At 42.5% G+C, this 21,293-nt stretch carries 20 protein-coding genes; 9 read left to right on the top strand and 11 right to left on the bottom strand.

Annotated features, from left to right (window positions below):
* Positions 1–197 precede the first annotated feature (197 nt).
* Complete coding sequence (locus BM736_RS19905; protein WP_076415390.1) at positions 198–554, bottom strand: glutathione S-transferase N-terminal domain-containing protein; 357 nt, start codon at positions 552–554, stop codon at positions 198–200.
* A 68-nt stretch (positions 555–622) separates the two neighbouring features.
* Positions 623–3,685: a DUF748 domain-containing protein gene (locus tag BM736_RS19900; RefSeq protein WP_306170168.1), complete on the bottom strand. Its 3,063-nt coding sequence runs from the start codon at positions 3,683–3,685 to the stop codon at positions 623–625.
* 169 nt (positions 3,686–3,854) lie between these two features.
* Between BM736_RS19900 and BM736_RS19895 the strand changes: the two genes are divergently transcribed.
* On the top strand, positions 3,855–4,871 hold the full coding sequence (locus tag BM736_RS19895; RefSeq protein WP_076415386.1) for a 2Fe-2S iron-sulfur cluster-binding protein: 1,017 nt from the start codon (positions 3,855–3,857) through the stop codon (positions 4,869–4,871).
* Positions 4,872–4,882: 11 nt separating this feature from the next.
* On the opposite strand, the gene BM736_RS19890 is transcribed toward BM736_RS19895, so the two are convergent.
* Positions 4,883–5,275, bottom strand: a complete 393-nt coding sequence (locus BM736_RS19890) for a VOC family protein (RefSeq protein WP_076415384.1) — start codon at positions 5,273–5,275, stop codon at positions 4,883–4,885.
* A 227-nt stretch (positions 5,276–5,502) separates the two neighbouring features.
* Here BM736_RS19890 and BM736_RS19885 point away from each other — a divergent pair, with 227 nt between their 5' ends.
* The 4 genes from BM736_RS19885 (at position 5,503) to BM736_RS19870 (ending at position 7,593) form a co-directional block, all read left to right on the top strand.
* A complete protein-coding gene (locus tag BM736_RS19885) occupies positions 5,503–5,901 on the top strand; it encodes a GNAT family N-acetyltransferase (RefSeq protein ID WP_076415382.1) in 399 nt (132 codons plus the stop codon).
* A gap of 160 nt (positions 5,902–6,061) precedes the next feature.
* Positions 6,062–6,769 carry a DUF445 domain-containing protein gene (locus BM736_RS19880; RefSeq protein WP_076415380.1) on the top strand — a complete coding sequence of 236 codons (708 nt, stop codon included), beginning with the start codon at positions 6,062–6,064 and terminating at the stop codon, positions 6,767–6,769.
* 103 nt (positions 6,770–6,872) lie between these two features.
* Positions 6,873–7,223 (top strand): VOC family protein, encoded by a 351-nt coding sequence (locus BM736_RS19875; RefSeq protein ID WP_076415378.1) that lies wholly within the window; start codon positions 6,873–6,875, stop codon positions 7,221–7,223.
* A 25-nt stretch (positions 7,224–7,248) separates the two neighbouring features.
* On the top strand, positions 7,249–7,593 hold the full coding sequence (locus BM736_RS19870; RefSeq protein ID WP_076415377.1) for a 5-carboxymethyl-2-hydroxymuconate Delta-isomerase: 345 nt from the start codon (positions 7,249–7,251) through the stop codon (positions 7,591–7,593).
* Positions 7,594–7,686: 93 nt separating this feature from the next.
* Here BM736_RS19870 and asnB read toward each other — a convergent pair whose 3' ends face one another.
* From asnB to BM736_RS19850, 4 genes are all read right to left on the bottom strand, one after another.
* Positions 7,687–9,360 carry an asparagine synthase B gene (asnB, locus tag BM736_RS19865; RefSeq protein WP_076415375.1) on the bottom strand — a complete coding sequence of 558 codons (1,674 nt, stop codon included), beginning with the start codon at positions 9,358–9,360 and terminating at the stop codon, positions 7,687–7,689.
* 477 nt (positions 9,361–9,837) lie between these two features.
* Positions 9,838–11,529 (bottom strand): M28 family metallopeptidase, encoded by a 1,692-nt coding sequence (locus BM736_RS19860; protein WP_076415373.1) that lies wholly within the window; start codon positions 11,527–11,529, stop codon positions 9,838–9,840.
* Between the two features lie 149 nt (positions 11,530–11,678).
* A complete protein-coding gene (locus tag BM736_RS19855) occupies positions 11,679–12,425 on the bottom strand; it encodes an HAD-IIA family hydrolase (RefSeq protein ID WP_076415372.1) in 747 nt (248 codons plus the stop codon).
* Between the two features lie 281 nt (positions 12,426–12,706).
* Positions 12,707–14,083, bottom strand: a complete 1,377-nt coding sequence (locus tag BM736_RS19850) for a GntP family permease (RefSeq protein WP_076415370.1) — start codon at positions 14,081–14,083, stop codon at positions 12,707–12,709.
* A 163-nt stretch (positions 14,084–14,246) separates the two neighbouring features.
* Here BM736_RS19850 and BM736_RS19845 point away from each other — a divergent pair, with 163 nt between their 5' ends.
* Positions 14,247–14,765 (top strand): gluconokinase, encoded by a 519-nt coding sequence (locus BM736_RS19845; RefSeq protein WP_076415369.1) that lies wholly within the window; start codon positions 14,247–14,249, stop codon positions 14,763–14,765.
* Between the two features lie 13 nt (positions 14,766–14,778).
* Here the strand turns inward: BM736_RS19845 and BM736_RS19840 are convergent, their stop codons facing one another.
* Positions 14,779–15,621 (bottom strand): universal stress protein, encoded by an 843-nt coding sequence (locus tag BM736_RS19840; protein ID WP_076415367.1) that lies wholly within the window; start codon positions 15,619–15,621, stop codon positions 14,779–14,781.
* An 894-nt stretch (positions 15,622–16,515) separates the two neighbouring features.
* Positions 16,516–17,085, bottom strand: a complete 570-nt coding sequence (locus BM736_RS19835; RefSeq protein WP_076415365.1) for a TetR/AcrR family transcriptional regulator — start codon at positions 17,083–17,085, stop codon at positions 16,516–16,518.
* Between the two features lie 141 nt (positions 17,086–17,226).
* Between BM736_RS19835 and BM736_RS19830 the strand changes: the two genes are divergently transcribed.
* A complete protein-coding gene (locus BM736_RS19830; protein ID WP_076415363.1) occupies positions 17,227–17,790 on the top strand; it encodes a dihydrofolate reductase family protein in 564 nt (187 codons plus the stop codon).
* Positions 17,791–17,820: 30 nt separating this feature from the next.
* Here the strand turns inward: BM736_RS19830 and BM736_RS19825 are convergent, their stop codons facing one another.
* A complete protein-coding gene (locus BM736_RS19825) occupies positions 17,821–18,225 on the bottom strand; it encodes an NUDIX hydrolase (protein ID WP_076415362.1) in 405 nt (134 codons plus the stop codon).
* A gap of 645 nt (positions 18,226–18,870) precedes the next feature.
* On the opposite strand from BM736_RS19825, the gene BM736_RS19820 reads away from it, so the two are divergent.
* Both BM736_RS19820 and BM736_RS19815 read left to right on the top strand, forming a co-directional pair.
* Positions 18,871–19,446, top strand: a complete 576-nt coding sequence (locus tag BM736_RS19820) for a YdeI family protein (protein ID WP_076415360.1) — start codon at positions 18,871–18,873, stop codon at positions 19,444–19,446.
* 129 nt (positions 19,447–19,575) lie between these two features.
* A complete protein-coding gene (locus BM736_RS19815; RefSeq protein ID WP_076415358.1) occupies positions 19,576–20,106 on the top strand; it encodes a GNAT family N-acetyltransferase in 531 nt (176 codons plus the stop codon).
* A gap of 217 nt (positions 20,107–20,323) precedes the next feature.
* Here BM736_RS19815 and BM736_RS19810 read toward each other — a convergent pair whose 3' ends face one another.
* A complete protein-coding gene (locus tag BM736_RS19810; protein ID WP_076415356.1) occupies positions 20,324–21,184 on the bottom strand; it encodes a PD40 domain-containing protein in 861 nt (286 codons plus the stop codon).
* Positions 21,185–21,293 lie beyond the last annotated feature (109 nt).

Raw genomic sequence — 21,293 nt, 5'->3', positions numbered from 1 at the left:
TTTTGGGCTTCCTACTTCTTCGTTGAAAAATTTCACAACCATTGCATCACTTATTCAACTTGAATGAGTTCGCCAAAAATAGCGCTGAGTAGACCAATTACTTATGCAGATTGGTATTAAACAAGATAAGTGTTACTGAGGGGAGAGACTGGCAGCCGTAGGGAATGACTGCCAGTGAGCATAAAATGAGCTGGGAATTATGCGAAGCGTTTATCTAAGTAATTGATAATATCTGAAGATTCGTACATCCAACGAGTCTCGCCATTTTCCTCGATACGTAAGCACGGGACTTTAGCTATGCCTCCTTGCTCAACCAGTGTTTGCTGGTGAGTATCTTGTTTGGCATCAATTGTCGCAATGTTTAGCCCTTGACGTCGCATCGCGCGGCGGACTTTGACACAAAATGGGCATGCCTTATATTGATATAGAGATAAGAGTTTAGTTTCATTATCAATTTTAACTTGCTCATCCGCAGGGCGTTTACGCTTTTTGGGAGTAAAGATGAAATTAAGTATGAGAATGATACGGCCTAAAATCCAACGAACAGCAAACATGAGCTACCTCTGATAGTGTCAAAATCGGCCAGAGTGTAACCCATGTCGGTCCATTATTAAAACTTTGTTTAATCAGCGCCTAAAGTTAATACTGCCTCTTGCGCTTTTTTATTGATATCCACCCGACTATCTAGTAGGAAGACTCTTTCTGGGGGAAGCTTGTTGACCTCCACTAAGTGGGCCTTGATCACTCTTGCTCGTTCACTGGCGAGCGTGCCTAATGCGGTATCATCAACTTCTTGCTTCTTCAGACAAAAGTTATAAAGGGCGATGTGCCACTCTTTGTCGAGCTGCTGCTCACTTAAGCTTTGCTCTTCGTGCTCTAGGGCTATCTCTTTTTTAAGCGCACTGGCCTTACGGTTATAACCTGATTCATAGATAGCGATTAAGGCCTCAGAAAGTGGTCCTTGATTGGGGAAGCTACTCGCAGAGAGCGTTTCAGGCATATCTGATGGTTCACTCTGGCTCACATGCGCAATTTCTTGCTCAAGCAACATCTCTTTAAGTACTCGACTGTCACTAATCGCAGAAACATTACCTTTCACACTGAGTGTTAAGCCAGGCCTTGCCTGCATCCCTTTTGCTAAGGTTTCAAGTTTGTTTTTTTCTGCGTTTGAAAGTGTAGCTAAACCGCTCTCAAAGCTGATTTTGTCAAGCTCCTCATCTTCACCAAACATTCCTGCAAGCAGTGAGAATGGTGCGGTAACGGCTTTCGTGATCAGGTTACCAAATGCAGTCATTACAATACTACCAAAACTAAAATCTGGTGAGTCCAAATCGCCTGACACCTGAAGGCCAAGGTCGATAACACCGTGTCTGTCTTGTAGCAGTGCAATGGCAAGTGTTACGGGCATGGTGGTTGCTAGACTGCTGTCACTGGGCTCTCCAAGCTTAAGTTGATCCACAACCAAATGGTTATCGCCTATAAGCTTGTTATTATCCAATAAGTAGTTTAACTCGAGTGATATCTGGCCTTTATCAATGTAATAGCCAGCATAAGTGCCAGAATATGGGTTAATTGAAGTGAGCTCTACACTATTGAAATCAAGTTGCAGATCTAAGTAAGGTTTATCTAGCAGCGGGTTTATCTCACCTTTTAATGATACTGGGGCGTAGCGATCAATCTTACCTGATATATCAACTTTGGCAGGCTCTTGTTGGCTTGAAGATAGTTGACTGATGCTACCCTCTAGCTGCTCGATGCTTGCTGCAAAATTGGGGGTAAGTGAGTTATCTGCAAAGAAGGTCGACCCATCACTGAAATTGATTGAGCCTACTTTAACGGTTAAAGCTGGTACTGGGCTAGCAGTCTCTTTTGCTTGTATCTCTTTTCTTAGAGCGATATCGGAGTGCTTAGCTGGCACACTGCTCGATGGCTTGGAATTCCCCTTAGTTGCTGGCTCACTGCTTGAGCTTACAAGCAGCTCTTCGAAGTTAGTGCTTCTGTCTTCGGCAATAATGATACGGCTATAGGGCTGTTTAAAGTTAATATTATCCAGGCTAATGCTATTAGCAACATTATCAAAGTCAATTCCTTCGACCTGCATCATGTCCCATTTGAGTAAGGTTTTTTTGTGTAGGTTATCTTTAATGAGCAGATCGTCTACCTCTAGCGCCCCGGTAAATGTTATTGCTTCAGGGGATGATACAGTGATATTACCTTCAGTATTAAATTGGCCCTGTTTTAAGGTGATATTGAGGTAGGGGGATATATAATCTTGTAGCTGGGTTAACGCAAAGCCTGAGAGGGCAACCTTGGCATCTAGTTGCTGAGAGTCAGCCACAACGGAGCCTGTAGACTGAAAGTGTCCTCGCTTATTGATGTCAACATCCAGTTGATATTCGATAGGAACTGCTAAGTTTGAGCTAATTGATCTGGTGCTCAAGTTTAAAGGGGCTAGATGCCACAAAGTGCTATCGGTGAGTAAACGTTCGGTCACCTTGATGTCATAACCTTTGAGTTCGAGGCTATTAAGGCTAGCTGTCCATACTGGCGAAGCGGCTTCGGCAGGCTGAGTCGAATCATTATGGTTAGTTGAACTGGTCTCTTGCTGCGCTACCGTGCTTGGGATAAACAGTGGCAAGATATCAAGTCCATCAGCTGAGATGTTGGCTTCAATGTTGAAATTTTCACTGTAGATTTTATTGGCAGTTAGCTGTTTATTTTCAAGGTCGAGTGATATGCCATCAATAGTAAAAAGCGGCAGAGAGAGTAGCTGCGAGTCATCATGTGAAAAAACAATCTCCTCAACGGCAAGCTGACCATTATCTGTAGTGAATTGGAGTGAGTCATTATTGCCTTGAGGGCTAGGTAGCAGCTGGAAGTCAGTATGAAAACTCATATGGCCGCGACTAAGTTGCGCTTGAAAGTCCTCTGATATAAATGACCAAAATTGGGGGAGTTGAATCTTAGTGAGTTTAACTTCTCCGACAATACGTAAAGGCTCCACTTGAAGGTGACCCTGAGTGGATATTTCACCGCCTTGTTTTCCAATAAATTTTATTGAAAAGTGATTTTTATCAAGATTTTGCTCTGCTTCAATCATGTTAAGTGTGTCAAAGCCTACGACTTTAAGATCCATTGATGGGTAATGCAGGTAGCTGTTGGTCACGAGATCTTGATAGATGAGATCTGCGTTGATGATTTTCAGGTTATCAAGGATCAGGTGTGGAATTTCAGCGGGTTCTTGAATATCACCTTTTGTGTCATCTTGGTTGCTGGCTAGTTGTTGAATAATATCAGAGAAATTAAATGGTGCAGTTTCGTCATTGTTACGCTGTATAAACAGGTGAGGTTGCTGCAATTTCAGATCGCATAAACTGACAGCGCCGTTAACGAGTGAATGCCAAAAGCGTATTTCAAATGAAAACTGGTTAAAACCAGTAAATTGGCTTGTGTCTTTCTCCTTTATCTTAAAGCCACTAATAGAGACTTCGAAGGTAAAGGGGTTAATTGAGACTTGTTCTATTTCAACGGGTCTATTGAGTAAGGCGCTGAGTTGTTTTGGGGCTTGCTTAGTGATGATGTAGGGGGTCAGCAAACCAAGAATAATGGTAAAGGATGAATAAATAATTAACAAAATACACAGATATCGTTGATACTTAGGTAACTGGTGGTATTTGTTTGACAATGAACTCAATTTTTTCGATATAACAGACATACTTACCTTAGGCGAACTTAGATGAACTCAGCTTGTCATTATTCTATCTAACTTTATAGAATTGTTATGTAAATGTAGTTCAATTTTTAGCCGGTTGACCATTCATTTTGGAAATAGTTAAACGGAAACCTAACTTACGATGACAAGATTTTTTTATGATGGCCAAGATTGTGAATCACTAAATGGTGAGTCGGTTCTAGATACCTTGATCCGTGAAGGGCACCAGGTTAATTACTCATGTAAAAAAGGTGCCTGTAAAACCTGCTTAGTTAAGCATGTTGAAGGTGAGCTATCGACAGGCTCGCAAAGAGGATTAACCGTTAACCTGAAGAAAAACCATTATTTATGTGCCTGCCAATGCAAACCGACCCCAGGGTTAAAACTTAAGTCGGTACTGGCACAAGATCTATTTATACCCGCCCAGATCCACTCTAAAGAGTATGTGTCTGAATCAGTGGTTAAATTGCAGATATCTTCGTCAGAGTTACTCAATCATAGTGCTGGTCAATATATCAATTTACGCCGGTTTGATGGCTTAACTCGCAGTTACGCGGTTGCTAACGATCCTGGTAGTGAACTCATTGAATTACATGTTAGGCGAAAATATAACGGGCAGTTTAGTGATTGGCTTTTTAATCATGCCAGTATTGGTGAAAGCCTCCTTCTTCAAGGCCCATGGGGGCATTGTTGTTACTCTAGTGCTTATGTTGATGATGATTTAACACTGATAGCTAGTGGCACAGGGCTTGGCCCTATTTATGGAATTGCAAGAGATGCGATTAAAAATGGTCATCGTGGTGAGATAAATTTGTATCACGGTGCCAGAAGCAGTAGTGAACTTTACCAACATGCCAGCTTGTTGCAGTTGATGTTAGAGCATAGAAACTTTACTTATCATGCGTGCTTACCTTTGTCGCAAGTTGAGGGGGAGCAGCAGTTAAGTCGAGTTCAGTTTGGTGATCCATTTGATATAGCAACAGCTCACAAACCCATTAAAGAGGAGTTAAATTCGACCTCCCGTCATAGAGTGTATCTTTGTGGAGAGCCAGACTTTGTCACTCGTGGTCAAGCATCAGCATTTTTAAATGGTGTCCCGCTTAAAAGAATGCATGTACTTTCCTTCGAGTATAAAGATCTAAGAACAGTGCCTAGGTGATTCTTTCTGTTTTAGATCCACTTATCAGGATTGTGATAACTAATCGCGGCGATGATGGCCCCTTCTGGGTCTTTAATCCAACAAAAACGGCCTACTTTTGGGATATCTTCAGGTCCATAAAGCAGCTCGCCGCCCATCGTTTTAGCTTTAATCGCAACATCGTCTACATCTGAAACTGTAATATAACCAGTCCAATGGCTGGGGAGCTTTGGGCATGGATTTGGCGCAATACCACCAATATGGGCACCTTGATTTTCAATAATGTAATAGGGCCCTTGTGGCATATCCATAGTTTTAAACGTCCAACCAAAAATCTCGCCATAAAACTGCATAGCTGCTTGGCAGTTATTTGATGTTAATTCATGCCAGCTTAACGCCCCCGGCGTAGTAAAGGGTGAGCCCATCTGAATCTCCATTATTAAGGTTGCAGTTGAAGATAGCACTAACAAAATTGGTGTACGTTCAAAGTGTAGTCCACCACTATTTTTTTAATGAATTAAATATCCTGAAAATCGTGGTTAACATTTACACTTTTGTGTTAAGGTTATGTAACTGAAAGGGAAGTTAGTGGCATGGCCAGATGTCATTACTCGGTTTTTTATTTAGTCAGACATGATTTCAAGGAATGAAGATGCACATTAGAATCGCCATCGATGAAGACTTACACTTCTTAACTCCACTTTTTGACAGCTTTCGTAAAAGTTTAGGCAAGCCCTCTGAACCAGGTGCTTGTAAAGAGTTTATTCAAAGTCGATTACAAGAAAATGACTCGGTGATATTTATTGCCTTTCTGGTAGACGTTCCAGTTGGATTTATTCAACTTTATCCCTCTTTTTCATCAGTTCTGCTTAAACCCTTATGGTACTTTGACGATCTTTATGTCTCTGAGCCTTATCGAGGGCGCGGTATCGCTACCGAGTTGGTTAATAAAGCCAAAGAACTTGCTGATGAAACACAAGTGCTTGCGGTGCGTAGAGATAAACTAGCAGGTCAAGGATTTGTGCCGATAGAGTCATTCGAGTCGTCATAGCTTTAAGTTGCACTAAAAATAATATTCGAAAACAATTTGTGTCAGCGCTAGTTTAGCCATCAACTAACATTTAAATGCTCAGTGTAATATCCAGAGATCAAGTCATTGATTATGATATTATACGGCGTTTTGTTTAATTTTATAAATGTTGGAGTACGGGTTGAATAAGAGTGTTATCACAAACCTGATCGCTGCTATTTTGCTGGCATCAGGCTACTATTTTTCGTCGGCCATTGTCCTTAGCGTGGGGCTATTTGCCCTGTCGGGGGCGCTCACTAATTGGCTGGCCGTTCATATGTTGTTTGAAAAGGTGCCGGGACTTTACGGATCTGGTGTTATACCGTCTCGTTTTGAGGAGTTTAAGGCGGGTATCTCTCATTTGATGATGACACAGTTTTTTACCGATGAGAATATTGATAGATTCCTCTCTGATCAAGGTGATAAAAAGTCCCCCATAAACCTTCAACCTGTTATCGAGCAGGTGGATATGGCGCCAGCATTCGATGCTTTGGTGACTACCGTTGAGCAGTCATCCCTTGGTGGTATGCTTGCTATGTTCGGTGGCAGTGAAGCCATTACGCCTTTGAAAGAACCCTTTATCGCTAAAATGAAATCATCTTTGGTGGAGATCTCCCAAAGTGAAGATTTCTATGAGCTACTTAAAACAGAGCTTGAGCAACCAGATGTGCTCGCGGACATGAAGACTAAGGTCAGTGAGATTGTTACTCAGAGACTTAATGAGCTAACCCCTGAACTTGTTAAAGAGATTATTCAAGAGATGATCCGTGAACATCTTGGTTGGCTTGTGGTTTGGGGCGGTGTGTTTGGCGGGATCATAGGGTTGGTTGCTGCACTTATCCAAGCATAATCAATGTATACCATTATCAATAGGGAGCTTAATGCCTCCCTATTTTTTTGGATTAAAAATATGCTTTAATGTCTGAAAGTGGATTAATTAAAAGGATATTATTATGACGGCTCACCATTCAATCAACTACATAGAGATGCCTGTTAAGGACATCACAACGACTAAACAATTCTTTAGCCAAGTGTTTAACTGGGAATTTGTCGATTATGGTCCTGAGTATACCTGTTTTACTAATGCGGGCATTGCTGGTGGCTTCTTTTCATCTGAGCAGACATTTGAGCTAACTAACGGTATGCCTTTACTTGTCATCTACTCCTCTCAGCTAGAGGCCACTATGGCTAAAGTAGAAGGGGCAGGCGGCGCGATCACTAAAGATATCTTTTCATTCCCCGGTGGCAGACGTTTTCATTTTAAAGACCTCAATGGTAATGAGTTTGCCGTTTGGTCTGAGTAATCCCCTTTTATAGAGAGTAATATAAATGCCTCACTGCACCATAGAGTATGCATCCCCGCTGGCTAAATTGATTGATATTGCCGAGCTAGTTAATGACACCCATAAAGGGGCTATTGCCTCTGGTCTGTTTGAACCAAAAGCGGTTAAGACACGGGCCCATTGTTGTGAGCAGTTCTTTGTCGGAGAGGAGTGCACCAACTTGTTTGTGCACATCACTATTTCGATAATGCCTGGTCGAAGTGATGAGCAGAAAGCTGGACTATTAAAAAGCGTGGCGGAGCAATTAACCAGGTTAACGACGCATGTACAAAGCCTGACGATTGAAGTGAGAGATATTAATCAGCAGCACTATTTTAAGCAACTTGTTTAAGCAGCTGGTTTAAGTAATAAGTCGACAGTTTTCGATAGATTTGAATAACAAAAAAGCAGCCTAAGGCTGCTTTTTCTTTTACTAATATAGCGATTAATAAGCGCTATCGTGTACCGATTGAACCGCACGTCCTGATGGGTCGATAATACCGCTTAAGCTCTCATCCCAAGCTAACGCTTCTGGTGTCGAGCAGGCGACTGACTTGCCGCCAGGCACTGTTTCGGCAGCTGTTTCTAATGGAAACTGCTCTTCAAAGAAGCAACGGTAGTAATAGCCTTCTTTAGTATCAGGTGTGTTGTACGGGAATCTAAATTTAGCGTTAGCTAGCTGTAAGTCATCGACTTTCTCTGCCGCTAAATCTTTCAGGCCGTCAATCCAAGAGTAACCTACGCCATCACTGAACTGCTCTTTTTGACGCCATGCAACCTCTTTGGGTAATTTATGCTCAAAAGCCTGACGAAGAATATGCTTTTCAATACGGCCATCCTTTGACATTTTCGCCTCAGGGTTGATACGCATTGCCACATCCATGAACTCTTTATCTAAGAAAGGTACACGCGCCTCTAGTCCCCAAGCGGCCATCGCTTTGTTTGCACGTAGGCAATCAAATAGGAAGAGTTTATCAAGTTTTCTAACTAGCTCTTCATGGAAAGCTTGTGCGTTTGGTGCTTTATGGAAATAGAGGTAGCCACCAAATAGCTCATCAGCACCTTCTCCAGACAATACCATCTTGATGCCCATAGCCTTAATTTTTCTAGCCATCAGATACATAGGTGTCGCGGCGCGAATAGTGGTGACATCATATGTTTCAAGGTGGTAAATCACATCTTTAATCGCATCAATACCATCTTGGAAGGTAAAGGTAATTTCATGATGGATAGTGCCGATTGCGTCAGCGACCTTTTGCGCAGCAATTAAATCTGGCGCACCTTCAAGACCCACAGCAAAGGAGTGAAGCTGTGGCCACCATGCGTTACTTTCACCGTCATCTTCAATACGGCGCTTAGCAAAAGTTTGAGTGATTGCAGAGATGACTGATGAGTCGAGCCCACCAGACAGTAATACACCGTAAGGAACATCAGACATCAGCTGGCGTTTAACAGCGGCTTCTAGTGCGTCGCGAATTTCGTCGACGCTAGCAGGGTTATCCTGAACGGCTGAAAACTCGCGCCAATCACGTTGGTAATAAGACACGTAACCGTCTTCAGTATCTGCTTGGTTGCAAAGGTAGTGGCCTGGTTTAAAGACCTCTACTGTTTTACATACAGGCATCAAGGCTTTCATCTCTGAAGCGACATAGAAATGACCTTCGGCATCTACACCGGTGTAAAGTGGAATAATACCCATATGATCTCTACCAATCAGATAGAGGTCTTTTGCTTTGTCATATAGGACAAAGGCAAAGATACCGTTGAGTTTATCAAGAAAATCAACGCCATATTCTTGATAAAGGGACAGGATCACTTCACAGTCCGAGTTAGTTTGGTATGAGTATTTATCACCAAGCTGGGCCTTAAGCTCTTTATGGTTGTAGATCTCGCCGTTAACTGCAAGAATGATATTTTCATCGCTGCTTAGAAGTGGCTGAGCACCATTATCAATATCAACAATAGCTAAGCGCTCGTGCGCGAGGACTGCTTTGTCACAGCTATAGATCCCAGACCAATCTGGGCCGCGGTGACGTAGTAGTTTTGACATCTCAAGTGCGACTTGGCGCAATGGAGTCGAATCAGACTTGATATCTAAAATGGCAAAAATTGAACACATATCTTAGCTCCTACAACTCAGTGTAAATCTCAATTGAGTATCACTGTGCCAGTAAACGCACCTTTTGCCAAATCATAAATTGATTAAAAACGAATAAAACCGACTGTTTTAGATGGATCTACAAAATTTAAACGCGTCTTAAATGATGATTAACTAACAGATTTGCAGTATTGTTGAATATAATTCGTTTTCACCATGTGGTACATGGTTAGGATTGACAATTTGTCAGTTGAAATTGTTTAATGCCATTTAATCAAAAATAACGAAAAAAATATGGTTTTACTCTAATTACAGAAAGTCAGTATGTTGGTATCTAGTAAAATGGCCCCCAACGAGTGGGAGCCATTTAATCCGTTTCTCAATAAACACTTAGATGTTCAACTTGCCGGTATATGCTATGCATGACGGTGAGTTAACCTTTATGATTTAATCGTTAACTGTTCATATCATCGTGCTTATTCACTGTTCAGTGGCCGTTTATTCACCAGTTTGGGTGTTAGCTGCTCGCAGTGAGTGAAACTCAGTACCTTCGAAGTAACCAGGCCAATCTTGACTGTTGGCTAACCGCTCAGCAGCGAGATAGTAGATGGCGAGATCTTCAAGTGCGCCGCTTAAGTCCCAATCTGAGCGGTATTGATCGCATGTATTGTGGTAACACCCCTTCATTTCAGCTTTCATCATGGTTTTGTATTGGGCTGTTGCTTCATCGACAGGTTCACTCCCGCCGCCAGCAAAGACCGCTGGTACACCTAATTTGGCAAAGCTAAAATGGTCTGAACGGAAGAAGCCTCCAGATTCTGGACGGCTCTCTGCTTTTGCGACACGGTTTTGTGACTTCAATGCATCTACAAGGTAGTTCTCTAGCTGAGACTTACCTTTACCTATGATTGTGTAATCTGATGTACGCCCATAGATGTTTGTACTGTCTAGGTTGAATACAGCCACAGACTTATCAATTGGATAGATAGGGTTTTCGGCATAATAGCGTGAACCTAATAGCCCTTGCTCCTCACCTGTTGTGGCGATAAAGGTCAATGAACGTGCTGAGGGATTACCGCTTTTAGCCTGTTGAGCAAATTGACGTGCAATTTCGAGAATACCCGCTGTTCCTGAAGCATTGTCCAGTGCACCATTGTAGATCTGATCGCCATCTTTACTTTCATCGATGCCGATATGATCCCAATGGGCGGTAAATAGGACTTGTTCGTCAGGCTGCTTACTTCCTGGCAAGGTTGCCACCACATTATAGCTATTGGCATAACTGGCGGTATTGGTAAACTTGATATCCGCTGATTGATTTAACGGGATATTGATAGGACTGCTAGCAGCACGGTCGATAAGGTTGGCTAACGTCAGTCCAGACTGGTTAAATACAGCGTGTGCTGCATCCATGGTTATCCAGCCTTCTATCTGTACATGTTTATCTTGTACCGCTTTATCGAAAACTAAGTCCTGTTGAGGGCCCGTCCAGCTATTTTCAACCACGGACCACGGGTAAGAGGCTGGAGCGGTATCATGAATGATGATGGCACCTAATGCTCCTTGCTTACTGGCCTCTTCAAACTTATAGTTCCAACGACCGTAGTAGGTCATTGCTTTACCATTAAATTTACCAGAGTCAGGCTGAGAAAATCCTGGGTCATTAACTAACATGACCGCAATTTTTCCTTTCATATCTAGGTCTTGATAATCATTCCAGTCGTATTCAGGGGCATTGATGCCATAACCAACAAAGACCAAAGGTGCATCTGTGATATCGACGCCACCGTTATCGTGTCGACTACCCAAGACCACATCTTTACGGTGTTGAAATGGCAAGTCTGCCAAGGTTATCGTTTGTTGCTCTGACGCGAGATAGGTCACCATAGGTACAGCTTGTAGGTAATCGCCTTTATTCGCCCCCACTAACCCCATCTCCGCAAAGGCTTGGGTGAGGTAATTAAGGGTGAGTGTTTCACCTTTTGTGGTCGGCGCACGGCCTTCAAACTCGTCAGATGCTAATGTTTTGATATCTTGTCTGAAACGTTGCTCATCAAATTGAACGCCAGTGCTAACGTTGCTGTTAACAGCTGGTGTAATTGTTGATGCCATATCGGTTGAGTTTTCTGTTGGTTGCTGGCTACAGGCACTAAGCAGTGCAAGTGCGCATACTGGAGGCAGTAATCGCATTGAAAGTCCTATTATTGTTTTTGTTATAGACGATAAAATTTGGTTAACATCATGAATGAAGTAGGCCCACTTTAGCAAGTGGGCCTAAGGCTTTAAATCGGAGAAAGTTGTTTCGTAATATTTACTGTTTGAGTGTAGCTAAACCTGAATCAAACAATATCGATATCACCCGCACAGGCGAAGACATGGTTTGGACGGAAAGGCTCTTTGTCAACATCACTAAGTTGGCTCACACCGCTGGTGACTAAAATCGTTTCTAAACCCGCCTGAAAGCCTGCCAGTATATCGGTCTTCATGTTATCTCCGATGATCACAGTATTGTCAGAGTGGCCATCGATATGGTTAAGTGCTGAGCGAATGATCCATGAACTTGGCTTACCGACGTAAAATGGCATACGACCACTGATACGCTCGATAGGGGCACATAGCGCACCACATGCTGGACTGTGTGCAGGGCCGTGTGTGTCAGGATTCGTGGCGATAAATCTTGCGCCATTAACTACAAATTGCGCAGCCTTATGGATCATCTCCCAATTGTAGGAGCGTGTTTCACCGACGATGACAAAATCTGGATTTATGTCGGTGATAGTAAAGCCAGCCTTGTACAGTTCATGAGTCAGTGCACCTTCACCGATCACGAAAGCTTTACTGCCTGTTTGATGCTTGAGAAAGTCGGCTGTTGCCATTGCTGAGGTATAGAAGCACTCTTCTGGGACTTTGATTCCTGCGGCGCCCAGTCTGTTTTGCAGATCTTTCCCAGTTTGGACAGGGTAGTTGGTTAAGATGACCAAGGGATTACCTTGCTCTAGCACGCGGTGAATAAATTTATCACTACCAGGAATAAGTTCATTGTTGTGCAGTAACACGCCATCGATATCACAAATAATATTTTTCATTTATCAATCTCGGTATACAAAAGAATTTATTGCTAACGTCAAGTGAACCATATAAAGCCAATCTGACCGTGATTACAATGATTTTTCTCTGATATTTACTTAGTTAGGAGGGAGTTAGTCGACAATATGTGGAGAAAGAGAGGAGCCAGTACTGGTTCACAGCCGTGTAGTAACACGCCACCGGCCATCTATAACACAAGCAGAATAATATTTTTCATTTAACAGAGATTTTGATTCAGACCTCCTTGTCTAAATCTTTTCATTGATTCTGAATCAAATAATTAAAGCAGCATGCTTAGTAATGCGACTATGATAAATGCAATCGAGCCTAATAGGGTTTCCATAACCGTCCAGGTTTTAAGCGTGGTTTTCTCATCCATTTCCAACAAGCGTGAGACCAACCAAAATCCTGAATCATTGAAATGCGATAGTACTGTCGCTCCACCCGCGATAGCAATGACGATGAAGCACAGATCAAGCTCTGATAGACCAGTAGTCGCTGCAACGACTGGGGCTATCAAGGCCGCTGTGGTTGTTAGCGCCACGGTGGCTGAACCTTGAGCTACGCGCAGGCAAGTTGCTATAACGAAAGCCGCCAAAATGACTGGCATACCCGTATCTGACAATACTCCAGCGAGTGCATCACCAATACCGCTAGCGCGGAGAACACCGCCAAACATGCCGCCAGCACCTGTGACTAGAATCACCGCACAGATAGGGGCTAATGAGTCACCGCAAAGCTTCTCTAGTTTTGCCATTCCAAAGTCTTTGGCGAATATGACAAGACAAACCAATAAGGTGCTCATTAAAGCGATGGGCGTCTTGCCCAGCATTCTTAGAAACTCGACAACTGGCGATGAACTATCGAGTAAGCCTGCTACGGCAAGGGTATTTAGGCCCGTATCCATAAATATGAGTACTAAAGGGAGTAGCAAAATACTTATGACAGTAGAGAATTTAGGTAACCTTGATTCATCGATAATGGTGTCAGTATTGAAGAAGGCTTTAGAGAGGGGAATGTCGAACTTTTTACCTGCGTATTGCCCGAAAAGGTATGAACCGATATACCAAGTCGGTATTGCGACTAAGATACCAACAAACAGTAACAAGCCAATATTGGCGCCTAATAAGTCAGCCGCGGCGACGGGGCCGGGGTGAGGTGGCACAAACCCATGCATTACAGCAAATGCTCCTGCAGATGGCAGGGCATATTTCAGCGGGGAGCCGCCAAAGCGAGCTGCGACACTAAATATAATGGGCATCATCACAATAAGGCCTGCATCGAAGAAGATAGGGAAGCCAAACATTAACGATGCAATACCTAAAGCCAGTGGAGCACGCTTCTCACCGAAACGACCAATGAGGTTATCAGCGAGTACTTTTGCCCCGCCAGTGACCTCTAATATCTTGCCTATCATAGCGCCAAGGCCAACGAGTAAGGCTACAGAGGCTAATGTGCCACCAAAGCCGTTCATCATAGTAGGGACAACATCTTGTGATGAAACTCCGGTCACAATGGCTGTAGCAAAACTCACTAAAGTAAGAGAAACAAAAGCATGGATCTTTAACTTAATGATTAAGATGAGTAATGCAACGATAGCAAGTACCGCGACAGTGAGTAGAAATGTTGGATCTGCTGTTTGAGCCATCAGGTTCATAATGATACCTATCTCATGTAAAGGGTAAGTTTGTTCGTGTTTTAGTTCACAAATCTTTTGGTTACGGGTAACATGTTACCCGTAACACTTTTTGTATAAAGTACTATTTTTAAGCTGAATATGAAAGTGTGACTTGCATCACTTTATAGGTCGAGGAAATTATATGCTTGGTAAAAGTATTATTGTTATGGGCGTTTGTGGTTGCGGAAAAACCACTGTAGCGAGCGAAATTGCGCAAAGACTTAATGTTAAGTTTATCGATGGTGACGATCTACATCCTAAGGCAAATATCATTAAAATGGCGAAAGGAGAGCCGCTAGATGATCTTGACAGAGCCCCTTGGCTAGAAAGAATTAGAGATGCAGCGTACAGCATTGAAACTAAAGGGGAAGTCGGAGTCATAGTCTGTTCAGCATTGAAGCGTAGTTACCGAGATCTCATTCGTGATGGCAATCAAAATGTTTACTTTGTTCACCTTGAAGGTGATAAAGCACTGATTATGGCCAGGATGCGTCAGCGAAAGGGCCACTTTATGAAAGAGAACATGGTGACTAGCCAGTTTAATACCTTAGAAGATCCACGAGCCGAATCTAAAGTGATGGTCGTGGATATAGAGGGGTCTCAAGAGCAAGTTATTAGCCGTGCTATGGCAGCATTGCATACTGCAAGACTTTCACTTTAGCTTAAGTACTTATTTAAGCTGCGCCGATAATCAAACAATCAGTTCGTAAATGATGTAGGACTTTTTCTGCAGTATTTCCCCACAACAATCCGCTCATGCCTTCACGGCCAATAGTTCCCATTACCACTAAATCAGAGTGCAGTTCATTGGCAACATGCGGAATGGTCCGAGCTGGGGGGCCCGCTGTAATATGGCTCGTCACTGACTCCAGCTTACACTGTTCTAATAAGCTGTTCATTTTTTGTTGAGCTTGGGCAGCATTGTTTTGTTTAACAGTGTGTTTGTCGACAATATCAAGCTCTAATAATGTGTTAGCAATAGGGATACTGTACATGGCATGTAGCTCAGTATGGGTGACTTTAGACCAAGTTTCTCCCCAATTTAGCGTCAGGTTATTAAGCTTTTGATGCATAGTTTTGTTTCCAGATAAATCAACAGTGAGCAAGATATTAGCTTTACTTTTCCACTTCACATGAGAAGCGATAAGTATTGGGCAAGGTAGGTGTCGAATTAACTGCCAGTCGCATGGGGTATGAAACAATGACTCACTACGATGTCCAGTTTTGATCACAAGGTCGACTGCTGTTTGCTGGCAGCGGGTGACGACCCAGTCGGCAATGTCATCACTATAAATGACTTGGCTAGATATCTCTGAAGCATCATCAAAAACCTCATTCACCGTAGCTTTGAGTGACTTTTCAAGTTGCTCGAGTGAGGTCTCTAATGTGTCGTTGCTGTGAAGAAACTTAACGACCTCCACTGAAGCATCGAAGGGGTGAATAATATCTCGCGCTTTTTCTAGAGGAAGTAAATCATCACTTTTGATATTTGTTATCACCAAAATGTGCTTTTTCATGATTCAAACTCCTCTATGCATCCATATACTGTGAGTGCCATTGCAACTAGGAGATTGCAAAAGCCATGCTGCTTTTTAATAAGCAAAGTCATAAAACGGAAGTGGTAATTAATACGTCAAGTTATAAAACGCGTAAAACAACAGAACGTTTAGCCATAAAAATAAGGTTGAAAATCAGAGGTCCATCCAGATTTTCTGCGAGTATCAAAGTAATTAAAGGACATGGATTTGGGGTTGTCAATTGCATCTAAATGAGCCCTAAAGCGCATTTAGGTGAGCGTTGCTGGACTTTTCCCTGTCATTGTAAAGGGCTTATTGGCGCTAAATCAGTGTAAAAGGTGACATTAATAAGGTGTGGTACAAGGTGTTCTTATGAGAGATACACTCAGTTTATCTCTGACGTTAACCACTTTTTCTATGCTTTGTGCTGCAGATACTATAAATCTGACATTGAAGCTGCAGCTGTGCATTGTTCCCCCTTTACCCTATATAGCCAAACTCTGAAGAAGCTTAATCATTGTGAGGCTGTTTCTTTAGGCGATACCTGGCATCTCTCAGTGTGAGTAAAATAACGTCTTATGTTGAAGCGAATACTTGATTGGCAACTCTGCTCCCCAATTGAACCACTGGGGAACGGTTAACCATTTTCCTCTAGATGATAGGTTGTGAACCCAAATATTCGTAAGAGAGGGAGCTGTAATATAGGAATAAATTTGTTTCCATCTCACCACATTACTCATCCACTGAATTACTACAAGTGGCTAACCGCGAGGGCTTAAGGGCTTAAGGGCTTAAGGGGTTGTAGTTGATTGTCGTTTTGAGTATTCATCTGATTCTGAACAGTAATCTGATTCTGGATGTTATTTCCAATTTAACGGTATTTATTAGATGAATTTATTCATGTTTAATATTTTCTAATGCAATACAGTACAGATCTAACGGTCCTTTTATCATATCAATATTGAGCTCAATTTGAGTCTGGTTATTGTTCAACGCTAAAGCATATCCATGCAGGTAATCAACCAGCAAGCTTAGTGCATTAATACTTGCCTCTTGGTCTAGATTGAGTGGTTTAATGACGTCATCGAAACGTGCGCTAAATACTTGAGAAGGGCCTAATGCATCCATAGAAAGCAGCGTTTCAAGTAAGCCCGGGTAGTTATTGAGTAATGTCAGGTAACTGGTAGATAGCTTAGTCAGTTCGCTCTTCCATTCATTCACCGTCACTGGTTGATAGATGTCCGAAATTAAAGAAACGGTTATTGCTTCTAGCAGGGCGTTTTTATTGTCAAAATAATGATAAATGGCCATAGCATTAATATCTAAGCTTGATGCAAGCTTTCGAATACTGGGGACTTTTCCTTCATGTTGCATCAATGTCTTTGCCTTATCTATTATTGATAATGCGGTAAGTTGGCTACTTGACCCTACCGGACGTCCTCGCTTTTTGGGCTTGACAATCATCTTTCTCCCTCGTTAAAATTACAATTATTCTACAGTGTAGAATAATTGTAATTGATATATAGCCCAATGCCAAGGGCTGGCTGATATGAATTATAAAGAACCGAAATTTGCTAGATACAGCGTGTAAAAGAGAGTCGAAAAATGAAATGTTCAGTGTTTATTGCAACCAGTGTTGATGGTTTTATTGCTAAAAATGATGGCAATGTTGATTGGTTACATACTGCAGGAAACTCAGAAGCTGATATGGGCGAGCATGCTGATATGGGCATGACTGAGTATATGGGAGCAGTCGATTGTATGATCATGGGGCGCAAATGCATGGAGATGATTTCGAGCATGAACTTAACTGCAGAGCAATGGCCTTACGGTGATACACGGATTATCGTACTGAGCAAGACGTTGAATTATGCTCCTGATAATGTAAAAGATAAAGTAGAGCTCTACTCTGGTGAGTTAAAAGCTCTTATATCAAGCCTTGAACAAGAAGGTCATCGACATGCTTATATAGATGGTGGCGCAACGATTCAATCATTTATCAATCTCAAACTCATCGATGAGATGACCATTACACGTGCGCCAGTGTTATTGGGGGAGGGGATTGCACTGTTCGGCAAAACCTTTAAAGATATCAAACTAGAGCAAGCACAAGTTACTGCTTACCCTAATGATTTTGTACAGGAAAAGTATAGGGTGAGTTACCTATAGCACAGTTTTTCAGCTAAGTATTTCAACTAACTATTTCAACTCTGGGTTTTCTTGCAGTAGGTTAGTGAGTGGGAGAAATAGTGGCTCAGGCAGGTCGTCCAATGCACACCATTGCCACTGCAGACACTTATTAGGCTCTCTGATTTCAGCTTCCCCATCTTCGCAGTTGGCAATGACAAACAGGGTGATATAGTGCTTGTCTTCTGCGGCAAAAATGTCATTAGTGAATCCAAGCTTTTTGATCCTACTAACAACTAGCCCTGTTTCCTCTAAAGTTTCACGTATCGCACACTCTTCGATACTCTCGCCCAGCTCAAGGTGACCTCCTGGGGTTGCCCAAGTATGGGCGCCATGTGCGCCGATACGCTCACCCAATAAGATGCGATTATTCCTAAAAATAATGACTCCAACCCCAACGCGTACCTCTTTACTCATGGTTTTAATCTCACTTAATGGTATTTTTTAACTGGAAGATCTTTCAGATACGGTATTCTAGATGATACTCGTTTTTGATGACATCTCTATTCCCCTAATACGTCTTATAAATTGACTTGAGCTGTGAACATAGATTGCTAGAAAGCGAAAGAGTGGTGCTTGAGTTTAGCTAATCTTCTTTGTGTTTTGTTAGTCACCGTAAATACCTTATTGTCGGATAACAAGTTAATTAAATATTCTTTGAATAGGGGCATTTGGCTAGTTTGATACCTAGCCGTTTTCAAGTCACCAATACAGTATTATTATCAAACGCAAGCCCAGCGAGAGATTTTCTTCTTACTTTGATAAGGTTCTGCGGCACGCCGTGGCTTTTGATTTCATGTAGAGTATCCCAGCGGGCTTTGTCATGACATTCAAATCACGGAAGGCCACAAGTGTGCTCACAGCGGAATGTATGCCTCTTCGATTTGAGTTTCTTTTTTAGAAGCGGTCTGTAGGCATTTAGCTCATTTCTGGACAGGCGTAGTTAAGTGCAAAGGGTCTAAAAGCGAGCCGTGGAATTAGGAAATGTATACTGCTTAAATAAAGTTTACACTGACCGCACATATTCTTATCAGAGCGTTAGGCCAAAGAGGGTTTCACTATATGCCTGAGCCAGATCCATTGAAAGTTATGACATTTGCAACGCCAAACGAACTTAGTGAGTGGCTTAAGCTCAATCATGCGACTGAGCGTGAACTGTGGGTAAAAATATTTAAGAAAAACACTGGGGTTCGAAGTATTACTTGGAATGATCTGGTGATAGAGGTTTTATGTTGGGGGTGGATTGATGGTGTAAAAAAGTCAATTGACGAACATGCTTACTTTCAACGTATCACTCCCAGAAGAGCACGGAGCAATTGGTCCAAAAGGAACACAGAGCATATTGAACGTTTGATAAGTGATGGTCGGATGGAGGAGCCGGGCCTTTTACATGTGCGTGCCGCTAAAGCTGATGGTCGTTGGGAAAACGCCTATGTGGTAAGTGAAATGGAGGTGCCTGCAGACTTCTTAGCTGCACTGGACAATCAACCGAGAGCTAAACAGTTCTTTGAAACACTGAATAAGTCGAGCCGTTATGTCATCGCTTATGGATTAACAAGTGCAAAGAAGCCTGAAACCCGACAAAGGCGATTTACAAAGTACATGACAATGCTTAATCATGAGGAAAAACCTACATAAATGCCATTTGCACACAAATGAGTCAAACGTATGTAAGCTAGTGGGCTAGCAAACGTTCCACTAGTTTTTGTTAGCCATTTCGTGGCAAATAACTCAGCGCAATAAGCTATAGATTGGACAATAAGATTGATGCAAACAGAAAGACTGAAACTGATGCCTCCTTCAATGGATTTGCAGCCTTTAATGCTTGAAGCAATAAGAGAAAGCAAGAGTGAGCTGAGTGTTTATCTTCCTTGGGTTCCTTATGCACTGACTGAAGCGGAGTCTATTGAAAATACAAAGCAGGCGATGAGCAACTTTAAGAATTTCGAAGGTGAATTACGCTACTCAATCGTCGAAAAGCACTCTGATCGTTTAATTGGTGCCATAGGGCTGATTATCCGAGATAAATCTATTCCGTTTTTTGAGATTGGCTACTGGCTTCGTAGCTCATTTGTTGGCTCTGGCTTCATCGTAGAAGCAGTTAAAGCCCTTGAGAATTACGCATTTCTTAAGCTGAAAGCGAATCGGTTAGAGATCAAAGCGGCAGAAGAAAACCTCAAAAGTCGAGCTGTGGCAGAGCGTTGTGGGTATCAGTTTGAAGGTATGTTACGCAATGACCGTAGGCTTCCATCTGGTGAGCTAAGTAATACAGCGATTTATGCTAAAACGGCCTTATAACTAGCCTTCATAAATATGAAGGCACAGCTTTCAATAGCACACCCCAAACGCTAGATGTGGCTGAGAGTTTAGCTGCATGGACACTGCCGAAGAATCGACAGGGGAATAGCACACTGGCTCTTTTGTATGGATGCATTTGTCGAATCAGACTTAGCGGGGCATGGACGCCCCATTGTCGTCGTTAGACCGTTAACCTATGTGGAGTGGAGTTAACGACTTACTTTGTCCTTAAATCTTCAATGATCTTTGCATCAGCCCAATAGATATCAACATTGCCGTCATCATCAATGCCTCTGTTAAAAAGGATGAACTTACCGTCAGGTGTCACACTCGCGTAGGCGTCCCATTTGTCAGAATTGATATCTTCACCCATGTTGATCGCAGGGCCCCAACTACCGTCTGTTTGGCGAAAGCTGATATAGAGATCTGAGTTACCAAATCCTTCAGGTCGCTCACTGTCCCAGATGAGATAACTTTCATCAGGTGCAATGAAAGGATGGGCGGTCCATTTACCTGTATTGAAGTTGGCGCTCATCTTTTGTGGCTGAGTTCGCTTACCGTTCTCGAACCTTGAGATTCGAAGAACATCGCTACTTTTATAATCGTCGAATACATAGGTCTCTTTTTCAGAAGCAGATAGGCGCATAATGCCCCAATCCTCTCTATCAAACATAGGTCCAAGGGTTTGGCGCTCTGACCAACCATCGTCTAAGCGATCTTTATAGCCATCAGCCATATGCATACGTTGGCCGTCTGGGGAAAATGTTATTTCACCTTGCCGAGGGAACTCAAGGTACTTGGTCCACACGTTATTGTGTTCACGGAAGCCAATAACGATAATTTTTTTGCTGTCAGCACCTCTTGTTGTGTAATAGAACTCTCTCATTCCCGGTGCAAACACACCTTCAATTTCCCACCCCTCTTTGGAAATAGTACCTGGCGCGAACGGCTCTGCTATTCGCCCTGGTGGTTTCTGTCCCATATATGGACCTGTTAAGACCGGGAACGTGTCTTGACTAAAGCTGCTATTGCTCATCAAGTAAGAGAGCAGTAGCGCAATTGAGATAAAGTATTTCATTTAGAACTCCATTTCAGGTTACCACACTAGCGGTACCATTTTATTGTTATAGCAACGCCCAAGGATGTTGACCTCAAGGTGTGTAAACAAGCCTAAAATAGAGAAGTTT

Origin of the sequence: Shewanella sp. UCD-KL12, assembly GCF_001957125.1 — a bacterium.
Classification (GTDB): domain Bacteria; phylum Pseudomonadota; class Gammaproteobacteria; order Enterobacterales; family Shewanellaceae; genus Shewanella.
The sequence above is the reverse complement of the archived record's forward strand: the minus strand, read 5'-3'. Positions and strand labels throughout refer to the sequence as shown.